The following is a 19,474-nucleotide window of genomic DNA, read 5'->3' as shown; positions in this document are numbered from 1 at the left end:
AATAATATTTGAGGTCGTTAAGTCTCCATGAATGATAACTTTATTAGCAGATATGACTTCATAACTCTATAGAAAGTGTTCAAATACATGAGCAATCTGTTCTTGCTGTTTGATCTTTAAAAACGGAAATACTTGTTCTTCTACTTTTTTGTATAAGGACTCCCAATAAGAATGGCTGTGAAGGCTTGTTAGCTTACTCCTGTTTAATTCTGCTGCTCCAATGCTATGTAATTTTGTTAGAAAATCGCCAAGCAATCTTGCATTATCAAAATGACAAGTAATGATATTAGGAGCATATTCAGATAAAGATTTCCCTTCAATCAGTGGATATTTACGCCTTTAACCTTGTCACCTTCATGCATATACTCATATTCAGGTATTAGCAACAAAGGATTTCTCGCTTTTACCGCTGTTAAGATTTCGCCTTCTGATGTTACTTTTGCTGCCACTTCTTCTGATTTAGGAAACCTAAAGACTAATTTATTATTAATAAATAGATCGTTATCCCACCCGCTGTTATTTGTTGTTATTTCCTCCATCACTAAATGGGGAAAATATCTTTTTACAAATGCAACCACTTCCTTCTCTCTCATTTCGTTAGCCTTTCTAATGTTATTAAATCAAGGATTTCAGTAACCATACTGTCACCTTCTAATTGATTGAAAGCTTTTTTCTTTTAGAGCAATTCCGATTAATAGGGAAAGAATACTTTTGGTCATGGAACGAATATCTACTAAATTTAAAGTATCACTGTTTTGTGCATGAAATATCTCTTCGCTCCCTTTAAATATATACATTTGTCCGCTATGTTGATGTTTTTCTTGCAAACGATGAATAGATAATTCCATATAAGATGATTACTCCTCTTCTAGCATTTATTACAAGAAAGATTAATAGAACTGTTTAAAAGGAACATGTATAAATAATCTCCCTTTAGAGCTCTTCCTTTCCTTTACAACTATACAGCATTTCTAATTACTGATATGCCTCTATCCCCAGCAGTTCATTCAGTCCTACAATTTCAAATCCACGTTCCTGCACAGCTTCAATTATGGTAGGTAACGCTTTAGCTGTTTCTGTTTTTTCTGAATCCGAATGCATTAAAATAATATCGCCATTTCGCAAATTATCTGTGACATTCTTGATAATGTTTTCAGCATCCTTTTGTGACCAATCAAGTGTATCGATCGACCAGATAATAACGGAATAGCCTTTTTCTTTAGCATTTTCTATTAATAGTTCATTTGTTTCCCCATACGGTGGTCGAATCATTGCCGGCTCTTTCCCGATAATTGTTTGAATAGCAAGCCCTGCTTTATTGATTTCATCTACTTGTGCTGCATTGCTTAACGTAGTCAAATCAACATGATGATAGCTATGACTTAATACTAAATTTCCATTTTCATAGGCATTCTTTACAACTTGTGGGTACTTTTCTGCTTCACTGCCAATAAAGAAAAAATTCCCCGTCACTTTATAGTTATGTAATATTTCTATAATTTGTGGTGTAACGATTTCGTCAGGACCATCATCAAAGGTTAAAGAAATCTTCTTTTCATTTTGTCCATTTATATATAAATTAGGCTGATTTTCTTTGAATTTCACGATTTCACTCCTCCAGTTTTGCATTGTTTCCCATTGCTTGTTTGTAAGCTGATTAGAGTTCCCTTTTATATCTAATACATAGTCTGCTTGCTCGATTCTATCTTCATTATAAACAGATAAATGGTCCACTCTTTCTGTTTCATTTAGGATGATAAACTTGAGCTGAATATCTTTTGTAAGGTTATAAACAATTATTTGTTCTCCTTCTCCTGCTCTAATTTCTGTTGGTTCCCCTAATTCTTCTTTTAAATCAGACAAGGAGAGCACATTTAACTGCTTTTTATAGGAACGAATATCGTAAATATCTCCTTTTGCAGTAAATCCAAACACGGTATCCTTTTCATCATAAGTAGCGTAATAACCATTTCCTACTCGGTCTGTTTTAACCGGATCTTCCCATTGCTTTTCTACTTGTTCCATTGTATTGGAAAATACGTTAAAGGGACTTGTATCTGTCATCCCTTTTTTTGCCGCTTCTACTAGAACAGCTAAATAGTCAGAATGTATATCCATATTTTTTTGTTCAAGATTTGTTTCACTCTGCGTAAGATTTTCTGCTTTTTTTGGTTGCTGAGAACTACATGCAACGCTGATAAACATCTGAAATAATACAATCAAATAGAGTAAAAGCTTTGTCTTCAGTTCCGTTCACCTTCCCTCCTGTTATTATCCTATCTACTATTTACTGTAAGGGCAAATGTATTCGTTTGCAATAACAAATTAGCATCGTTAGTATGTGTATTTTGTTTTCATCTGATTTTAATAATTGCTCCTTATAATAATGGACTCATGTATTCTTACCAAAAAAGTAGGTGTTTTTTTAAAAATAAACATAGCCATGATTCTTGTGACCATTGCGGACACGATCATTCCCATGAAGAAAATAGCTGGTGGAAACGTGGATTAACGATTGTAACATTGATTCTTCCAATCCTAACTGGGTTAATGCTTCCAGTAGCAACCCTTGACTCCAATATAGTGGAGAAAAAAGGCTTGTATTTCCCTGCATATGACGAAGATGATGAATATAGTCAGCATCAATTCTTGCAGCCGAATACAAGCAGCTATTATGGAAAAGAAGGATATGCAGAAGTAATGGATAAGGGTTTAGATAAAATAAAGAATCTAAAGGAAATTACTTTGGGAGAAGATAATTTCTTAAATGATTTAGAAACGATTTATAATTATCCAGGACAATTTATGGATCGAGAAATTACCATCACTGGTTTTTCGTATAAGGAAGAGGATTTAATGAATAATCAGCTGTTCCTGCTGCGATTTGGCATCATACATTGTATTGCGGATGCTGGAGTATTTGGGATGCTCCTAGATATTCCAGACGATATGAAAAAAGACAATGATCAGTGGTTACAGGTAACAGGAAAGCTTGAAACCATTTATTATCAACCATTTAAGAAAACCATTCCGATTCTTAAAGTTACAGAGTGGAAATCAATAAACGAGCCCCATGATCCTTATGTATATCGTCAATACTAAAAAAAGAGGGAATGTTAGCTTTTGCATAACATTCCCTCTTTTTTTATACGTATTTTTCCATACGGATGTCGTCCCACATTCTATCCTGGTAATAGGTAAATTGTTTATTTTTGCCGATTTCTCGGTAGCCGAGTTTGTTGTATAATTTTTGAGCACTTTTATTAAATTCGAATACGCCTAATTCGATTCTTTTTAAACCCTGCTTTTTAATCTGTTCTTCCAAATATTTGAGTGAAATGGAGCCTACTCCTCTCCCTCTTGCCATTTCTTCCCCAATTGTGATGGCAATCCATGCAGTCCCTCGTTCTTTTTTATACAAATGGACTGGATCAACGGTGTAATTCATTTCTCCTACCAGTATATTGTCTAGATATATTTCATACATATGATACTTCGTTAATCGTTTTTTCATTTCTTCTTTTGTTATCAGTACATAGCTTTCTAAATCCATTTTATTCCGACAAGGATGGATTAATGGGATTAGCATTGGATCATTCTCCCATTTATTTAACCTTGTAATCAGACAGTCTGTTGGATTTCCTGTTTTTTTAAAGGAAATTTTCATGTGCGGTTCCCTCACCTTTGTATATTCTTCTTTTATTATAAGCGAAGACATCAGAAGTTGGTTCCTAATCTTTTTCATTTGGAAGGAAAACTTGTCCCATTGGTTCTATAATGTTTTACGTTCTAATTTATTTCGAACATCATATTTATTTTATTATGAGAAAAATTCGATTAAAGGAGTGGAATAACAGATGGTAACTGTTCACTTTTTTGAAAATAGTACGAATGTATTAACTCAACTCCGGCAAGAAATCCCGAATGTGGATCAAGAAATAAAAATTAAAGGGCGCAAAGGAAAGGTTTTATCAGTTAATCAATTAAAAGAGGATGTATTTCAAGCAAATGTAGAATTTGAGAAGATTGTTAAAAAAGCAGCTCTTGCAACAGACTCTAAAAAAAGAAAACGCTAGAAAATGCAAGTAGAGAGTAAGCCCCCAATCAAACAACGCATATAAACACGCAGTGCCTCCTGGTACGATGAATGTATCAATTTAAGGAGGTGCTTTTCATATGCCAAAACAAAAACTAACAATCGTCCCCGTTACATTACATTCCGAAAATAAGGTTTCATATTCATCCACGTCATCAGCAGCCTCTTCCAGTAACGCTTGCACGATCAAAACGGCAAGCATAGAAATCTCCTTCAACAACGGCGTGGATCAGCACATCATTCAAACGGTTATGAGGGAGCTGAAACATCTGTGAAACACGACTATACAAGTGTTAAAAATATATATATCATTTGTGGAAAAACTGACATGCGTAAAGGGATTGATGGATTAGCGACACTGATTCAAGATTCTTTTGAACTGGACCCATATGGTGATTCCATTTTCTTATTTTCAGGATGGAGTAAGGATCGGTATAAATGTTTGTATTTCGATGGTGATGGCTTCGCCATGCTTTATAAACGTTTGGATAAAGGCAAACTTCAATGGCCAAAAGACGAAGATGAGGTGCGAAAACTTTCCCAACAGGAGGTTAGGTGGCTGCTTGAGGGGTTATCGATTCAGCAACCAAACGCCATTCAAAAATCACAAAAAGGAGTATTCTAAACCTGCTGGAAATGTTGATTTAAAGCCATTCTCAAGTTTATTTTTCATGTTAAAAATGTTATAATATACCTATAACTTATGTGAACGAAAAGTGGTGAAATAAATGGTTAATGCTTCTTCCAATAACAATAATCCATATGAGAAATTAATTCGACTTCTCGAAGAACAATTGGCTCATTCAAATCAACAAAACAAAGATTTATCGAAAAAGCTAGATCGATCAACTAAACAGATTGAAGTGTTAACCGATCAAGTACGCCATTTAACTAAGCTTTTATATGGATCAAAAACCGAAAAATCGAAATATAACCTACCAGATGGGCAAGGCTCATTATTTGATGATGACCCGGATTTTAGCGAACCTGAGCACACAGAAGAACAAAGCCAGCAGACAATTTCTTATACTGTTGTACGAAAAGTTACATCAAAAAAACGAAATGATTCCTTGCATGATGGTATTGAAGTAGAAGCTATTCACCATTATCCGGAAAATACAATCTGTGACTGTTGCCAAGAGCAAATGATTGAAATTGGCAGTACAATCGTACGTGAAGAAGCAACATTTATTCCTGCCAAAATGATGAAAGTACAGCACGTTGAACATGCGTATGAATGTAAAGGCTGTAAAGTGGATTCATCACAGCCAGCACAAATTAAACGCGGGAAAGCACCTCAACCAGCGATTCAGCGTAGCATGGCAAGTCCTAGCGTACTTGCCAAAGTTATCTATGATAAATTTGTACAATACTTACCTCTTTACCGTCAGGTAAAAGAATGGGATCGCTATGGATTGGATACCAATGATAAAAATCTCTCGAATTGGGTTATCCGTGCAGCACACGATTGGCTCATACCTGTTTACGAACGAATGAAAGAGTTGATGATGTCTAAATCAGTTTTGCATGTCGATGAAACATATGGACAAATTATCAACCGATCGGATGGGAAATCAGGCCAAGCCAATGCCTATAATTGGGTGTTTCGAAGTGTGCCAAGCCAAGGGCCAACAATGACTCTCTTTCAAAGTGCATTATCTCGAGCTCGATCTGTCCTTGAAAGTTTCATTAAAGGCTTTTCTGGTACGATCATTTGCGATGGTTATTCCGCCTATGATAAGTTGGAAGGCGTTACCTTCGCAAATTGTTGGGCGCACGTTAGGCGTTACTGGCTTAAAGCAGACAGCAAAAATGGCCGAATCGGAGTGAGCTATTGCGACGAATTATATCGACTCGAAAGGAAATTTAAACATTTGTCTCCGAGTAAACGAAGGAAAAAACGCCAAAAATACTCAAAGCCAATTGTAGATAAATTTTTTAAGTGGGTTGAAACGTCACCATTCTACGGAAAAAATGCCTTGGCTAAAGCAGCTGAATACACATTGAACAGGGCAAATGGACTTAAAGCATTCCTGAATGATGGGCGAATTGAAATAGATAATAATCCGGCCGAGAACGCCATTCGTCCCAACGTTATAGGAAGAAAAAATTGGCTTTTTAGTGTAAGTGAAGCAGGTGCAAAAGCGAATGCCGTCTGTTTGAGTATCGCTGAAACTAGCAAAAGTAACGGCGTTGATTTCTATAAATATATAAAAAAACTTTTTACGGATCTGCCAAATCTCAGCATCCAACAAAACCCTGAGATATTAGATCAATACATGCCCTGGTCAAAAATAATTCAGGGAGAATGTAGCAAATAAATGAAATAGCCGTAATTCGATTAAAAAAATCAGAATTCACGGCTATTTGTAATGCGTACCGAAAAGGTGCGCTATTTTTATAATTCGGGCTTACAGTAGAGAAGCTATCTTTTAGTGGCTTCTTTTTTTCGTTCAGATAATTTACCTTCCACCCTCCTTTTCTTTATTGTTAGATACATAATTCCCTATAAAAAAACAAACGATATGGTTAAAATATGTTCAAAAGGAGAGTAAATCATGCTTAGTAATAAAGTTAGTCGTGTAGCCTTAATTGGCACTGGCTTTGTAGGCTCAAGTTATGCGTTTGCGTTAATGAATCAAGGGATTGTGGATGAATTATTATTGATTGATCTTAATAAGGATAAAGCTTTTGGAGACGTAATGGATTTGAATCATGGTAAGGTATTTGCCCCTAACCCCATAAGTATTAAATATGGCGAGTATAAGGATTGCGCTGAGATGGATTTAGTTGTTATATGTGCTGGAGCGAATCAAAAGCCCGGGGAAACACGTCTTGATCTAGTAGAAAAGAATTTGAAAATATTTAAATCAATTGTTGACCAAGTAATGGCAAGTGGATTTCATGGAATATTCTTAGTTGCAACAAATCCAGTAGACATTTTAACCTATGCTACTTGGCGATATAGTGGACTACCGAAAAATCAGGTTGTTGGCTCTGGGACGATTTTGGATACTGCTCGGTTCCGCTTTTTACTTGGAGATTACTTTAAAGTTGCTCCAACTAGTGTGCATGCCTATATCATTGGGGAACATGGAGACAGTGAACTGCCAGCCTATAGTTCAGCAGATGTTGCCGGTATTCCTGTTTATAAGCTAATGAAAAGAGCTGCAAAATATAAAATGGAGGATTTAGACGAAATTTTTGTGAATGTGCGGGATGCGGCCTACAAAATTATTGAAGGTAAAGGTGCTACTTATTACGGGATTGCTATGGGACTTGTGCGGATTACAAAGGCAATCTTAAGTAATGAAAATAGTGTGTTAACCGTTTCTGCATACCTAGATGGCCAATATGGAGAGAAGGATGTCTATATAGGTGTTCCAGCTGTAATAAATAGAGAAGGAATACGTGAAGTCGTTGAATTAGAGCTAGCTGAAGACGAGCAAGAAAAATTTCATCAAAGTGCGACTATCTTAAAAGATATTCTAAAACCTCATTTTTATAAATAAAGCTTTCTCTCTTGAGCTGCTAAGGAAGGTCATTTCTTAATCTAGAATAGCCCACACCCAAACAGTCTAGTTTACATACTTTATATGGTAAGTAAATTAGGAAAGGTGTGACAGAATGGACTGGAAGAAATATCTTCTCATAGCAGCTGCTACTTTCTTGATTCTATTTTCCGGAATTGTAACTGTATTGCTTTTTCATACAAATAGTGTGGAAGCAGACAAGGAACCAAGCAATTCAGTTGTTTCACAAGGCACTGCTACAACGGAAAGCGGCCAAGGAAATGTCAATATATCTGTAACAAATAATATTCAAAATATTGTAAGTGGTGAATCGAAAGTGACGATTGATAATAAAGTAACGAATGATATAGAGGACAAGGGTGCATCCATTGATAATATTATTGATAATAAGGCAGAAAATGAAGCATCTGTTACATTAATAATGCCATTGAGAATCTGTTAAAAGGCATGGTAAATGGTACAACAAATAATACGATTACCAACAATATTTTTGCTAATAACAAAGCGGAATTAGCAAATAAAATATTAAATGACTTAGATCTAACAGTTGATGTGGATGTTACAAATGAGCTTAATACAAATGGAAAACAAGAAACTACAAATAATGATAATGGAAATTCAAACGGTAATGACGATAGTAATAACGATGAAAATAGTAACGGAAATAACGAAGATAGTTCTAACGGTACGGATAATAATGATGAAACTTCCTATTTATGGGGAATTGATTCCGCTAGTGAAACAACGGAGGATTTCTATGCTTGTGTGAGAGATAACTTCGGAACCCCAAAAATTCTAGCACGCTATTTAGGTACAAATGATGGTGTTTCACATGGTCTAACAGGGGAACAAGTTGATTTAATTCACTCCAATGAAGCAGATATCCTTCTTATCTATAATGGGTTCACCGATGCAACTGGCTATAATAATGGCGTTAGTGAAGCAAAAAAAGCAATAGCATTAGCTAATGACCTTAGCGCTCCTGATGGCGTTGCAATTTTTGCTGACATAGAGCCAAACTATCCTGTCGATACAGCCTTTATTGAGGGTTGGTATGACGAAGTAAGCAAATCCTCTTATGAACCTGCAATTTATGGTATCTTTGATTCAGGAGAGGCACTTACAAATGCATTTAATGAAGCCGTAGAAAATAAGGGAGAAATAAAGGAAAACACGTACCTATGGTCTGCTTCTCCAAACATTGGAATTACTACCGAACAGGATGCGCCAGAATTTAAAGTGGATGCTCCAGAAGGTTCCCTTGCATATGGCTGGCAATATGGCATTGATGATGAAACGTGTAATATAGATACAAATCTATTTGATGGTAAACTAACAGATGTATTATGGAAACATTAAAAAAGCTTCATCTTACTAACGAGTCATCGGAAAGTAAGATGGCTTTTTTGTTTGGTGAAAAATTTCAGGCAGTTTCGTATGAAAATACATTATCACTCTTTATTTAATGGTTGAACAAGATTTTTTTGACGGATAAAAAAAGAACAAATAAATGAACTGAAAAGGATAACGCTTAATGCTATCATTCCAATATTGATCATTGCTTTCTCGATTAAGTAAATAGAAAACACAGGAGCAATGGATGCCCCTATAAATAAAATAACGGTATAGCATGTAATAGCTACGTTCCTTTGTTCGCTTCCTAATTGATGAATTATATCGATATTAGCAGGAATAGATAGAGAAATCCCTCCAATAAATAGAAGAATGGAAACCCCTATTAACCAATTAGAAGATACAAAGGCTAAACCAAAGACAGAGATAATTGCAACAAATAGCCCTGCCCGTAACACCATTTGATTACCATATAGTGTAATCAAAAATTTTGAGGCAATCGTAAAAAAGACGCCAATCATTCCAACTAATTTTAGATTGAAAATAGTTTTTGCGGTAAATGCTCGTTCCTGAAGAAAAGGATCGATAAAAGTAAATATAGCCACATAAGAAAAGAGTAATGTAATAGTAATCCAATAGCAGAAGTAAATATGCTTTCTCATAAATAGTGCTTTCATTTGCAGCAAATAATGCTGGCGTTCTTTCTGTATTGGTCTGCTTCCCTTTGGTAAAAAATAAAAAACGTGAATTAGCATGATGAAATATAGTATCCCAAAAACGAGAAATACTGTTTGCCAATTCCACAAAAAAAGTACAGAGCTGCTAATAAATGGACCAATAATCCCTGCCAGCAAAAAGCCTGTATTAACCCATGCGACTGCAAGCACTTTTTTTTCAGTTGGAAACCAATCTAAGGCAAAACCAAGGGCATTTGGGGCAAAAGAAGCCGCCAGAAAGCCTTGCATGCCTCTAAAGATAAGAAAAAATATATAATTTGGAGTTAGAGATATTAACGGTGTAATGACGGTCATCCCAATAAAGCATAATAAAAAAAGATGATGTCTCTTTCCTTCAACGGACAACAGCCCAAAGAAAATCAGTCCTACTGCATAGCAAATGGAAAATATACTGCTGCTCCATCCACTTTCAAGAGGCTGAATGTTGTATGTTTCGACCAAATGATTGAATAAAGGAATGGTTACATACAAGCTGGAAACGACAAGTAAACCACCAAAAAAAAGAATAATTATTGCATTTCTTTGTATCCGATGTTCTTGTGATTCTGTTTTTTCTTCCGGAAGATGGGATGAATTCATTTCCTTACTCCTTTATTTTGAGGTAGTTTATCTTCAGTATATTATCGTTAATAAGAAGATATTAACGATTCCCTCTCCACCCACCGTTAATTTCAAGTCGAAATCGCATGAAATCAGAAATAAGTCTGGCTGTTTTGCCTTCCTGATTAGGATTTCTTAATTTTGATTGGACACAGCGAAGTAATTTTTCATCACAATATCGGCAGGAACCGTATGTTTCAACACATTGATCATGTTTTTGGCAACAGGAATCGACATAATTAATTGGCACACCAGGACCGCTGCAGCCTGGGCCACAATAGCGATAGCCACCTGGAAGACAAATTCTAATCTGATTTTTTTTCCTTCTTTTCTTTTGCATTGTTTGATTCTCCCTTCCCTTTTAGATTATGAAGCTTGTATAAAATGGATTAGGAAATCTATCCATAAAGAGAATGATAATTTGAACCTTTTATCGCATAAAAAAATAAAGGCTTGTTCAAAAGAGCGTACCCTTTATGAACAAACCTTTATATATTAGCTTTGTTTCTTGAAAATCTTGGAAATGATTTCATCGGTTGACATATCGCTTTTAATTTTAAATGATCCTAGCTTTAAGTATTCTGCTACGCCTTTTTTATCTACTTTTAGTGAGAATTCCAAGGCAGTTTCTTTAATGATCTTTTCATCATGTAAAATGCTTCCTACATCATAGCTTGTCATACCGCTTGAAACAGTAACAGTGACTGTTTTAACTTCCTCTTTTTTCTCTTCTTCTTGTTTGTCATCTTTCTTTTCTTCAGAAGTATTGGATTCAGATGCTTGTTTTTGCTCTTCTTCCTTTTGCTTAGCTTCTTCAGAAGTTTGAACAACATACCCGCTGCTAGTTAAAATTTCTTTCATTTCTTCTACAGTCGGCGTATTTGCTACATCACCTTCAACTTTATCAACTTTTTCGACTTTGTTTTCTTCTGCCTTTACGGAATCATCTTTTGTAGAAAAATAGACGATTCCACTAACAGAAGTTGCTAAAAGTAGTCCTGCTGCGAAACTTGTGATTACAGTAGGTTTCATTGTAAAACACTTCTCCTTTCTTCTTTTCCAAGTAAGTAAGGAGCTAACATCTCTTCTACTTCAGTTTGAGTAAGCTTTTTTTGAGCTGCAATACTTTCAACTGAATACTTACGTCTATGCAAGTCAAGTACATCTCTTAAAACCGTACGGTCCTTAGAAGCTAGTTGAACGCCTGATTCTTTTTCCATTATTTCTAAGTCCAACTCAAGATGACGAATTTGTTTTTGCAACTGTGCTATTTCTTCCATCACAGAAAGGTGAATTACATCTATTTCACGTTGCTCTGATTTTGACGTTTGTTTTGCTTTAATAACGGAAGTAATGAGCAAAATGGCTGCTGCAATAAACAAAATGGCTAGAGTCCATTCCATTTTAAAGATCCTCCCTCTTTCAGAATCTATTATCCTAAGTACCTATTATACATTCTTTTTTATTATTTTTCGATCATATTCTACAAAATCCTTCAATAGTTAGACAAGTTGGGATAATTTTGCACCTAATATTATAAGAATATAGTTGCAAGCATCCTTCAAAACAATAGATTTTTCATGTGAAAATGCTCATTTTTTGTAAAGAAATTCCGGATATAGGTAAATATACTCATAAAAAATGATTCATAAGCATTTGCCTGTGAATCATTTTTTATTTGGATGTGTGATTTGATATCCATTTTTCCCAGTCTTCTTCATGTGATACATAATTTTATCTGCGTTTTGCATTAATGTTTCTGCATCTTTTCCATGGGTTGGATATATACTTATTCCTATACTGCATGTAATCGAATGAAACAAATTATCCATTCGAAGTGGATGGTTGAAAATGGAAAGCAGTCTCTTTGCATAATTTTCTAGTTCCTGTTCTGTTTTCATACCTTCTACTAGGAGAATAAATTCATCTCCTCCTAACCGGCATAGAAAATCATGCTCTCTTACTGACCCCTTCATTCTTGATGCGATAAGTTTCAGTGCTCGATCGCCGTACTTGTGTCCTAACGTATCATTTATTTGTTTAAAGTCATCAATATCGATGAATAATAAGGCAAATGTATTGGTCTCGTCCATTCTCTCTATTAATTTAGAAATAGTTTTATATAAGTAGCGTCGATTAGGTAGTTCTGTCAACGTATCATATAAAGCTTGTCGTTTTATAATCGTTTCATATGCCTTTCTTTCCGAAATATCTCTTGCAATCGTCGAAAGGAAATGGACATTTTTATGGCTAGCTTTATGGTTCACGATTGTTTGCGATACAGGAATTTGTTTTCCTAATGAGTTAGTAAGAATATTTTCTCCCTTCCATATGCTTTTCTCGTTAGAAAGCTCATGCTCTTTTAATTCTACAAATTTATTAGTCCATAATTGTGCATTAACGGGTTGTAGATCTTCCTCTGCATTAGGAATGCCAAGAAATGTTCTTGCAGATGGATTTAAATAGGTCGTATTCCCAAAGATATCAGCTGTTGCAATAAAATCTGGAGAAGCTTCGATAATATCTAGTAATTGCTGTTGACGCTCTCGGTTTTTCTTCCATAAGGTGATATCCCGATTTATGCCTCTATATCCGATGGTTTTGTTTTTGTCATCTATCACGGGTTTCGCATTCGTTTCAATAAAAACCTCATGCCCATTACGGTGGATCATTGTGAAATCAATATTTTGTAACCTTTTATTGTTAATTGAAGCACTAGAAGCGATTGCTTCTAGTGCTTCAATGTCTTCTGTTTGAATAAAAGAAAACATTGATTTTCCGAGTATTTCACGAGCTGAATATCCTAATATTTCTTCTACGATTGAATTGGAATAAGTAAATTCCCACTGTTCATTTATTTGCCAAATCCAGTCACTCACATGCTCCACTAACATACGAAAAAAATCAAGAGAGGGTGAATCGTTATCATTCATACCATTCATAGTTATGTCTCCTACTAAAAAGTATTAATATAGGGAAATGGATATTTTCTGTATTTTCTATTTTTTAACTATTATATCATTATTAGTCTATTTTTAAAAGATTACTTTGAAGTCAAGATACTTGCGTGCTATTTAATTTTGTTAATCCATGCATAAGAAAACCTCAATCAATAATGAAAAAAGTTTCTAAATAAGTGGTACAGGCTTGCTCTTTTGAATACGTTTAATATAGACGTTTATATTAGGAGGATCGTTGATGGATAGTATTTTATATTATATTGCCTTAGGTTTATCATTGGCAGCACCGATTGGCCCTGTGAATGCTGCTGTTATAAACAGAGGTCTTAGATATGGGTTTCGTCATGCTTGGGTTCTATCGTTAGGATCTCTATTGGGTGACGTATTCTTCATAATTCTCGTATACTTTGGAGTGGCAAAATTAGCTAATATCCCCATTGTGCAAACCTTTCTATGGCTATTTGGAGCATTTGTCCTCATTTACACAGGTATAGAAGGGGTCATGACGAAAACAAGTACAATCTCAAGAAGCAGTAAGGATACTAACTCTATGTTTCGATCATTTATCACTGGGGTGCTTATGAGTATAATGAATCCGCTGTCGATTATTTTCTGGTTAGGCATATATGGTTCTATATTAGCTTCAACCATACATACTTTTAGTACAAGTACCTTATTTTTGTATACTGGATGCATGTTGTTTGGAGTTGCCATCTGGGATCTTACCGTATCCATTTTATCGAGTTTTTTCCGGACAGTTGTCTCCGAACAGTTAATTACCATCATCAGCAAGATTTCAGGGCTTATATTGCTTCTGTTTGGAGGATATTTTGGAATTCGTGGAATTCAATTCTTCTTATAATGATTTTACAGTTGAAAAGATCCTTAGTAGAAGTAAATCGCCTCTACTTTTAATAGGGCATCTTTTTTAAACAGTTTTTGATTTTGCTAGATCTTGTAATTGCTCTATTACATTGTCGGATACGATACCACCGTGATAGCAAACAACTTGTTTAATTGGATACTTAAGGAACTTTTTAATCGATTGAATCGCAAGGTCCATATCTGGGGTATGTACTGGGTTAGGTAGTTGAAGCTTTCCATTTACAGCAACTAATGCGTCACCAGCAATTAATGTATTCGATTTTTTATGGAATATGCTTATATGTCCCGGTGTATGCCCAGGTGTATGAATAATCTCTAGTCCCTCATTAATAGCTAATAATTGACCATCTTCTAGTGAATCGGTAACCTGCGCCTTTGGTGGGTGTAGATAAATAAACTTTAATGAGTCTGGTAATGCTTCCCATTGCTTTTCAGTGAATTTAGCGGGATTTGCTTTTAATAACGGTAGATTTCCTTCTATATAAGGGATGTCCTCCTTATGTGCATAAATAGTTAAATGCTGTGTACATGCTGTTAATATATCTGGTAAACTCCCAATATGATCTATATCTTGGTGTGTCAACAAAATTGCAGTTAAATCTTCCAATGATTTATTAGCTTTGGCCATAATTAGATTTATGTCTTCCATATAACCAGGCATACCTGTATCTATTAATAAAGTTTGTTTATCATCCCATATAATGGTTGGGTGAATGACAAAGGAATCTTTTTCAATCGTCAAAATCTCTATTCCTTTTAATTCTGTCATAGTATTGTTCCCCATCTCTGATTGTTTTGTAATAAGTATAGCGGTTTCGTTTTAAATAGTAAAACATTAATTAAGAAGGAAGGAAGATGTTTTTTATGTTTGGGAAAATTGGGAAGTATATAGAGGGAAAAGAGGATGGGACAAAACTAAATAGTTAATCTGTAAAGACGAACAAGCTCTAATTTAGCTCTTAAATAAAGGTTACTTTCATATACTGATTATTTATGTTTTTAAAGATAGTCAAGTGTAAAAACTAATTCTTTCCATTGCGCTACAGACACACGATGCGCAGGGGAGCAACCTAAGCCTCCTCGGCTAAAGCCTGTGGGGTCTTAGGCTTTGCTCTACTTCCCGCAGGAGTCAAGTGTCCTCCGCTCCATTCCACTCCGTTTTTTAAGGCAATCCCCTAAAAAATAGTGTTTTTCAAGAAAAAATAAATTAGTAGGAAATATGGAGCAGCCTGAATACACGTAGACGCCACGGGGATTAGAGAGACAGCCTGAGACCCTGCAGGCTAAAGGCAGACCGCGGCTTTAGCGCGAGCCCCACGGAAAGCGAAGTGTATTCAGTCTGCGGGTGATAACAACTGAAACAGCTTTTTTTACAAGCCGATTAAAAAGCCAAACAATCATACAAATTCGTGTAATTGTTTGGCTTTAACTTTGGCTGGAATTCTTATGTCCCAGCCTCTTTTTAGTTAGTTATTTCATTAGTTTACAAATATTATTTGTGAATTCAATAGGGTCCTCAATGGATAGACCTTCAATTAACAATGCTTGGTTATAAAGAAGATTTGTATAGAGAGCAACTTTATCCTTATCGTTCTCAAAAGCTTCTCTTAATGCTTGGAAAATTTCATGGTGTTTATTAATTTCTAACACTTTATCTGCTTTAATGTTTTGATTATCTGGCATCATGCTTAGAACTTTTTCCATTTCAATAGAAACTTCTCCATCAGCAGTTAAGCAAACAGGATGTGATTTTAAACGAGTAGATACTTTTACGCTTTTCACCTTATCGGAAAGAATTTCCTTCATATAATCAAATAATGCTTTGTTTTCCTCTGTTGCTTCTTTTTCGTCTTGTTCCTCTTCTTGGTTAAGACCTAAACCACCGCTAGATACTGACTTGAATTCCTTTTCCTTATAATTGGCAATCATTTTTATCGCGAATTCATCAATATCATCTGTTAAATACAGGATTTCATAGCCTTTATCGGTAACTAATTCTGTTTGTGGAAGTTTATCAATACGTTCAATAGAATCACCAGATGCATAATAAATGAATTTTTGATCTTCTGGCATTCTTTCTACGTATTCTTCTAATGATACTAATTTTTTCTCTTTAGATGAATAGAATAATAGAAGGTCTTGTAGCATTTCTTTATTCATCCCGAAATCATTGTAGACACCGAATTTTATTTGTCTTCCAAATGATTCATAGAAGGATTCGTATTGGTCTCTTTCGTCCTTTAGAAGGCTAAGGAGCTGACTTTTAATTTTCTTGGTTAAGTTCTTTTCAATACGCTTTAATTGGCGATCATGCTGTAGCATTTCTCTTGAAATATTTAGGGATAAATCTTCTGAATCGACCATGCCTTTTACAAAGCTAAAGTATTCCGGCAGCAAGTCCCCGCATTTCTCCATGATTAAGACGCCATTTGAATAAAGCTCTAAACCTTTTTCATATTCTTTAGAATAATAATCGAACGGTGTTTTTTCCGGAATATAAAGGATCGCGTTATATCGAATAGCACCATCTACACTAACATGAATATGCTTAAGTGGTTTATCATATCCATAGCGTTTTTCTTCATAGAAATTTTGATAGTCTTCATCAGTTAATTCATTTTTATTTTTTCTCCAGATAGGAACCATGCTATTGAGGATCTGCTCTTCTGTAACTTCCTCGTATTCGTTTTCTGTTCCTTCTTTTAATTTGCTTGAAGTCACTTCCATTTTAATAGGATAACGGATAAAATCAGAGTATTTTTTAATAATCGATTTTAAGCGATATTCCTCTAAAAATTCATCGTACTGATCTTCTTCCGTATTTTCCTTTATTGTGAGGATAATATCTGTACCAATTGTCGATTTCTCCGTTTCTTCAATGGTATAGCCATCTGCGCCTTTTGAAATCCATTTATATGCGGTATCACTGTTTAATGATTTAGTAATCACTGTTACTTCATCTGCAACCATAAATGCAGCATAGAATCCAACTCCGAACTGTCCAATTATGTCATGGCCATCTTTCGAATCGTTTTCCATTTTGAAAGCAAGAGAACCACTTTTAGCGATTGTACCTAAATTCGATTCCAACTCTTCCTTTGTCATCCCAATTCCAGTATCGGAAATAGTTAATGTCCGGTTTTCTTTATCAGCTGATATTTGAATAAAATAATTGTCTTTTTCAAAATTGATAGAATCATCTGTTAAGGCTTTATAATAAATCTTGTCAATCGCATCACTTGCATTAGAGATTAACTCTCGTAGAAAAACTTCTCGTTGAGAATAAATGGAGTTAATCATCATTTCTAATAATCGTTTCGATTCCGCTTTGAATTCTTTCGTTTCGATCATCTTTTTATACATCCTTTCTCTTCATTCTTATGTAATAATATTAGCACTTAAAGTTCGTGAGTGCTAATCTATTAATTTAATATCATATTTCAAGAGGTATGTCAATTATTAGGATATTTTTCAGTGGATAGGTTAGTTAATACTAGCATGGGTCAGATATGAGCGAAAAATTGAATTTATGATGCAAATGAACATGAATATGATCCAAAATTAGATTATATAAATCCAATCCAGTATTGCTATTGTCTAAAATATGAATATATTGTCCAAACCACTTCTTTGCTATAAGAAAAAAGACCACCCAACCGGGCAGCCTATTCCTTAATCATCAATATGGATCAGATGGGTGAGATATGCTTTCTGCTTCACCTACTGCTTTATCCATTTTTTCTTGATTTGATTCTGTTACTTTTTTAATTCCTTCTGCAATTCTTTTTCCGTAATCCGGGTCACTTTTTGTGCAATTCTCAATCATAATATCTTGGATTTCTTTTCGGCAGCTTGCCAAAGCATTAGAAAGATTAGAAATTAATTCGTCTCTTTCAAAATCAGTAAATCTTCGATATGTTTCACCAGCTTGGCCAAAATTGTTTTCTCTTGAAATGGTTTCTCGCTTGAGTTTTCCTTCTACATAAGGCTCATGTTCTTTTCCTGGGTTTTTCGCTTCTTTTAAACCACCAATTGTTGACGGCTCATAATTAATATGAGGATTTTGATGTTTGCTAAATTCAGTTCGGAAGTCCATTTGACCACCTTCTTGATTTGTCGCAACATGTTTCTTTGGTCTGTTGATAGGCAATTGTAGATAGTTGGATCCGACACGGTATCTTTGTGTATCTGAATAAGAGAAAGTTCTACCTTGTAATAGTTTATCATCAGAGAAATCTAATCCATCTACAAGGACTCCAGTACCAAATGCGACCTGTTCTACCTCCGCAAAATAGTTTTCAGGATTTTTATTAAGCACCATTTTTCCTACTGGCAACCATGGGTAATCTTCTTTATACCATAATTTGGTTGGATCAAGTGGATCATAATCCAGTTCCGGATGTTCGTCATCCTCCATGATTTGCACAAATAATTCCCATTCTGGATAGTCTCCATTTTCTATAGCTTCATATAAATCTTGAGTCGCATGGCTATAATTCATGGATTGAATTTGATCTGCTTCTTTTTGTGTTAAATTTTTGATGCCTTGTTTTGGTTCCCAATGATATTTCACTAATACTCCTTTTCCTTCTTCATTAACCCATTTATAGGCATGCACACCAGAACCTTGCATGTGGCGATAGCTTGCAGGAATGCCCCATGGGGAGAATAAAAAGGTAATCATATGCATGGATTCAGGAGATTGGGATAGAAAATCGAACATTCTTTCTGGATCGGAAAGATTTGTGACGGGATCTGGTTTAAACGAATGGACCATATCAGGGAACTTTAATGGATCACGAATAAAGAAAATTTTTAGGTTATTTCCAACTAAGTCCCAGTTCCCATCTTCTGTGTAGAACTTAATTGCAAATCCACGAGGATCTCTTAAAGTCTCTGGAGAATGCAATCCATGCACTACTGTGGAAAAACGAACAAACAGAGGAGTTTTCTTTCCTTTTTCTTGGAAAATTTTAGCGCGAGTATACTTTGAAATTGGTTCGTCTCCAACTGTACCATAGCTTTCAAAATAGCCATGGGCACCAGCTCCTCTAGCATGCACAATTCTTTCTGGAATTTTTTCTCTATCAAAATGACTTATTTTTTCGAGAAAATCATAATTTTCTAATGTGGTTGGACCACGATTCCCAACTGTTCTAACATTCTGATTGTTTGTGACAGGATGACCTTGACGATTTGTTAATTCATCCTCTTGATGTTGATTCTTACTTTGCTCATCTTTCATTCCTTAGCATACCTCCTTTTATGTACTAAACTAGTTTTGCCAGATAAAGGATGGTTATGCATATC

The 19,474-nt window shown here is 35.1% G+C and carries 21 protein-coding genes; 8 read left to right on the top strand and 13 right to left on the bottom strand.

What is annotated here, in order from left to right; translation table 11 throughout:
- Positions 1 to 320: 320 nt before the first annotated feature.
- From AB3U99_RS12720 to AB3U99_RS12710, 3 genes are all read right to left on the bottom strand, one after another.
- Positions 321 to 593: a hypothetical protein gene (locus AB3U99_RS12720; RefSeq protein ID WP_400241493.1), complete on the bottom strand. Its 273-nt coding sequence runs from the start codon at positions 591 to 593 to the stop codon at positions 321 to 323.
- Positions 594 to 644: 51 nt separating this feature from the next.
- Positions 645 to 848 (bottom strand): hypothetical protein, encoded by a 204-nt coding sequence (locus tag AB3U99_RS12715; protein WP_400241491.1) that lies wholly within the window; start codon positions 846 to 848, stop codon positions 645 to 647.
- Positions 849 to 975: 127 nt separating this feature from the next.
- Complete coding sequence (locus tag AB3U99_RS12710; protein ID WP_400241490.1) at positions 976 to 2,223, bottom strand: polysaccharide deacetylase family protein; 1,248 nt, start codon at positions 2,221 to 2,223, stop codon at positions 976 to 978.
- 171 nt (positions 2,224 to 2,394) lie between these two features.
- On the opposite strand from AB3U99_RS12710, the gene AB3U99_RS12705 reads away from it, so the two are divergent.
- Entirely contained in the window at positions 2,395 to 3,102 is a 708-nt protein-coding gene (locus tag AB3U99_RS12705; protein WP_400241489.1) for a TIGR03943 family putative permease subunit, read from the top strand.
- Positions 3,103 to 3,145: 43 nt separating this feature from the next.
- Here AB3U99_RS12705 and AB3U99_RS12700 read toward each other — a convergent pair whose 3' ends face one another.
- Positions 3,146 to 3,667 (bottom strand): GNAT family N-acetyltransferase, encoded by a 522-nt coding sequence (locus AB3U99_RS12700; RefSeq protein WP_400241488.1) that lies wholly within the window; start codon positions 3,665 to 3,667, stop codon positions 3,146 to 3,148.
- Positions 3,668 to 3,857: 190 nt separating this feature from the next.
- On the opposite strand from AB3U99_RS12700, the gene AB3U99_RS12695 reads away from it, so the two are divergent.
- Positions 3,858 to 4,076, top strand: coding sequence for a hypothetical protein (locus AB3U99_RS12695; protein ID WP_400241487.1), 219 nt, complete (start codon positions 3,858 to 3,860; stop codon positions 4,074 to 4,076).
- Between the two features lie 96 nt (positions 4,077 to 4,172).
- On the opposite strand, the gene AB3U99_RS12690 is transcribed toward AB3U99_RS12695, so the two are convergent.
- Complete coding sequence (locus AB3U99_RS12690) at positions 4,173 to 4,298, bottom strand: hypothetical protein (RefSeq protein WP_400241486.1); 126 nt, start codon at positions 4,296 to 4,298, stop codon at positions 4,173 to 4,175.
- A gap of 69 nt (positions 4,299 to 4,367) precedes the next feature.
- Here AB3U99_RS12690 and tnpB point away from each other — a divergent pair, with 69 nt between their 5' ends.
- The 5 genes from tnpB to AB3U99_RS12665 all read left to right on the top strand — a co-directional run bounded on the left by tnpB (position 4,368) and on the right by AB3U99_RS12665 (position 8,988).
- A complete protein-coding gene (gene tnpB / locus AB3U99_RS12685; protein ID WP_400241485.1) occupies positions 4,368 to 4,721 on the top strand; it encodes an IS66 family insertion sequence element accessory protein TnpB in 354 nt (117 codons plus the stop codon).
- 103 nt (positions 4,722 to 4,824) lie between these two features.
- The gene (gene tnpC, locus AB3U99_RS12680) at positions 4,825 to 6,417 is read left to right on the top strand and encodes an IS66 family transposase (RefSeq protein WP_400241484.1); all 1,593 of its coding nucleotides are present in this window, start codon (positions 4,825 to 4,827) and stop codon (positions 6,415 to 6,417) included.
- A gap of 237 nt (positions 6,418 to 6,654) precedes the next feature.
- Entirely contained in the window at positions 6,655 to 7,608 is a 954-nt protein-coding gene (locus AB3U99_RS12675; protein ID WP_400241482.1) for an L-lactate dehydrogenase, read from the top strand.
- A gap of 115 nt (positions 7,609 to 7,723) precedes the next feature.
- Positions 7,724 to 8,071, top strand: coding sequence for a hypothetical protein (locus tag AB3U99_RS12670; protein ID WP_400241481.1), 348 nt, complete (start codon positions 7,724 to 7,726; stop codon positions 8,069 to 8,071).
- A gap of 5 nt (positions 8,072 to 8,076) precedes the next feature.
- On the top strand, positions 8,077 to 8,988 hold the full coding sequence (locus tag AB3U99_RS12665; protein WP_400241479.1) for a glycoside hydrolase domain-containing protein: 912 nt from the start codon (positions 8,077 to 8,079) through the stop codon (positions 8,986 to 8,988).
- A 92-nt stretch (positions 8,989 to 9,080) separates the two neighbouring features.
- Here AB3U99_RS12665 and AB3U99_RS12660 read toward each other — a convergent pair whose 3' ends face one another.
- The 5 genes from AB3U99_RS12660 to AB3U99_RS12640 all read right to left on the bottom strand — a co-directional run bounded on the left by AB3U99_RS12660 (position 9,081) and on the right by AB3U99_RS12640 (position 13,261).
- Positions 9,081 to 10,298, bottom strand: coding sequence for an MFS transporter (locus tag AB3U99_RS12660; protein WP_400241478.1), 1,218 nt, complete (start codon positions 10,296 to 10,298; stop codon positions 9,081 to 9,083).
- A gap of 61 nt (positions 10,299 to 10,359) precedes the next feature.
- Positions 10,360 to 10,659: a Parvovirus coat protein VP1-like protein gene (locus AB3U99_RS12655; RefSeq protein WP_400241476.1), complete on the bottom strand. Its 300-nt coding sequence runs from the start codon at positions 10,657 to 10,659 to the stop codon at positions 10,360 to 10,362.
- Positions 10,660 to 10,814: 155 nt separating this feature from the next.
- Complete coding sequence (locus AB3U99_RS12650; protein ID WP_400241475.1) at positions 10,815 to 11,351, bottom strand: aminodeoxychorismate lyase; 537 nt, start codon at positions 11,349 to 11,351, stop codon at positions 10,815 to 10,817.
- Positions 11,348 to 11,722: a hypothetical protein gene (locus AB3U99_RS12645; RefSeq protein ID WP_400241473.1), complete on the bottom strand. Its 375-nt coding sequence runs from the start codon at positions 11,720 to 11,722 to the stop codon at positions 11,348 to 11,350. Before AB3U99_RS12645 ends, AB3U99_RS12650 begins: the two co-directional genes overlap by 4 nt.
- Positions 11,723 to 11,986: 264 nt before the next feature.
- Positions 11,987 to 13,261, bottom strand: a complete 1,275-nt coding sequence (locus AB3U99_RS12640) for a diguanylate cyclase domain-containing protein (RefSeq protein ID WP_400241472.1) — start codon at positions 13,259 to 13,261, stop codon at positions 11,987 to 11,989.
- Positions 13,262 to 13,517: 256 nt separating this feature from the next.
- On the opposite strand from AB3U99_RS12640, the gene AB3U99_RS12635 reads away from it, so the two are divergent.
- A complete protein-coding gene (locus AB3U99_RS12635; protein ID WP_400241471.1) occupies positions 13,518 to 14,141 on the top strand; it encodes a LysE family translocator in 624 nt (207 codons plus the stop codon).
- Positions 14,142 to 14,207: 66 nt separating this feature from the next.
- Here AB3U99_RS12635 and AB3U99_RS12630 read toward each other — a convergent pair whose 3' ends face one another.
- The 3 genes from AB3U99_RS12630 to AB3U99_RS12620 form a co-directional block, all read right to left on the bottom strand.
- Positions 14,208 to 14,933, bottom strand: a complete 726-nt coding sequence (locus tag AB3U99_RS12630; RefSeq protein WP_400241469.1) for an MBL fold metallo-hydrolase — start codon at positions 14,931 to 14,933, stop codon at positions 14,208 to 14,210.
- A gap of 701 nt (positions 14,934 to 15,634) precedes the next feature.
- Complete coding sequence (gene htpG, locus AB3U99_RS12625; protein WP_400248061.1) at positions 15,635 to 17,512, bottom strand: molecular chaperone HtpG; 1,878 nt, start codon at positions 17,510 to 17,512, stop codon at positions 15,635 to 15,637.
- Positions 17,513 to 17,843: 331 nt separating this feature from the next.
- Positions 17,844 to 19,409, bottom strand: a complete 1,566-nt coding sequence (locus AB3U99_RS12620; RefSeq protein ID WP_400241468.1) for a catalase — start codon at positions 19,407 to 19,409, stop codon at positions 17,844 to 17,846.
- Positions 19,410 to 19,474 lie beyond the last annotated feature (65 nt).

This window comes from Niallia tiangongensis, assembly GCF_044704065.1.
In the GTDB taxonomy this organism is placed as follows: Bacteria; Bacillota; Bacilli; order Bacillales; family Cytobacillaceae; genus Niallia; species Niallia tiangongensis.
This window is presented reverse-complemented; position numbering and strand designations above follow the sequence as displayed.

Excerpts from the sequence above, each read along its gene's own strand:
- AB3U99_RS12660 (WP_400241478.1), bottom strand. The coding sequence starts at position 10,298 with ATGAATTCATCCCATCTTCCGGAAGAAAAAACAGAATCACAAGAACAT.
- AB3U99_RS12630 (WP_400241469.1), bottom strand. The coding sequence starts at position 14,933 with ATGACAGAATTAAAAGGAATAGAGATTTTGACGATTGAAAAAGATTCC.
- AB3U99_RS12705 (WP_400241489.1), top strand. The coding sequence starts at position 2,395 with ATGTATTCTTACCAAAAAAGTAGGTGTTTTTTTAAAAATAAACATAGC.
- AB3U99_RS12620 (WP_400241468.1), bottom strand. The coding sequence starts at position 19,409 with ATGAAAGATGAGCAAAGTAAGAATCAACATCAAGAGGATGAATTAACA.
- AB3U99_RS12670 (WP_400241481.1), top strand. The coding sequence starts at position 7,724 with ATGGACTGGAAGAAATATCTTCTCATAGCAGCTGCTACTTTCTTGATT.
- AB3U99_RS12695 (WP_400241487.1), top strand. The coding sequence starts at position 3,858 with ATGGTAACTGTTCACTTTTTTGAAAATAGTACGAATGTATTAACTCAA.
- AB3U99_RS12700 (WP_400241488.1), bottom strand. The coding sequence starts at position 3,667 with ATGAAAATTTCCTTTAAAAAAACAGGAAATCCAACAGACTGTCTGATT.
- AB3U99_RS12640 (WP_400241472.1), bottom strand. The coding sequence starts at position 13,261 with ATGAATGGTATGAATGATAACGATTCACCCTCTCTTGATTTTTTTCGT.
- AB3U99_RS12635 (WP_400241471.1), top strand. The coding sequence starts at position 13,518 with ATGGATAGTATTTTATATTATATTGCCTTAGGTTTATCATTGGCAGCA.
- AB3U99_RS12715 (WP_400241491.1), bottom strand. The coding sequence starts at position 848 with ATGGAATTATCTATTCATCGTTTGCAAGAAAAACATCAACATAGCGGA.
- AB3U99_RS12655 (WP_400241476.1), bottom strand. The coding sequence starts at position 10,659 with ATGCAAAAGAAAAGAAGGAAAAAAAATCAGATTAGAATTTGTCTTCCA.
- AB3U99_RS12690 (WP_400241486.1), bottom strand. The coding sequence starts at position 4,298 with ATGCTTGCCGTTTTGATCGTGCAAGCGTTACTGGAAGAGGCTGCTGAT.
- AB3U99_RS12720 (WP_400241493.1), bottom strand. The coding sequence starts at position 593 with ATGAGAGAGAAGGAAGTGGTTGCATTTGTAAAAAGATATTTTCCCCAT.
- AB3U99_RS12665 (WP_400241479.1), top strand. The coding sequence starts at position 8,077 with ATGGTAAATGGTACAACAAATAATACGATTACCAACAATATTTTTGCT.
- AB3U99_RS12675 (WP_400241482.1), top strand. The coding sequence starts at position 6,655 with ATGCTTAGTAATAAAGTTAGTCGTGTAGCCTTAATTGGCACTGGCTTT.
- tnpC (WP_400241484.1), top strand. The coding sequence starts at position 4,825 with ATGGTTAATGCTTCTTCCAATAACAATAATCCATATGAGAAATTAATT.
- AB3U99_RS12645 (WP_400241473.1), bottom strand. The coding sequence starts at position 11,722 with ATGGAATGGACTCTAGCCATTTTGTTTATTGCAGCAGCCATTTTGCTC.
- AB3U99_RS12650 (WP_400241475.1), bottom strand. The coding sequence starts at position 11,351 with ATGAAACCTACTGTAATCACAAGTTTCGCAGCAGGACTACTTTTAGCA.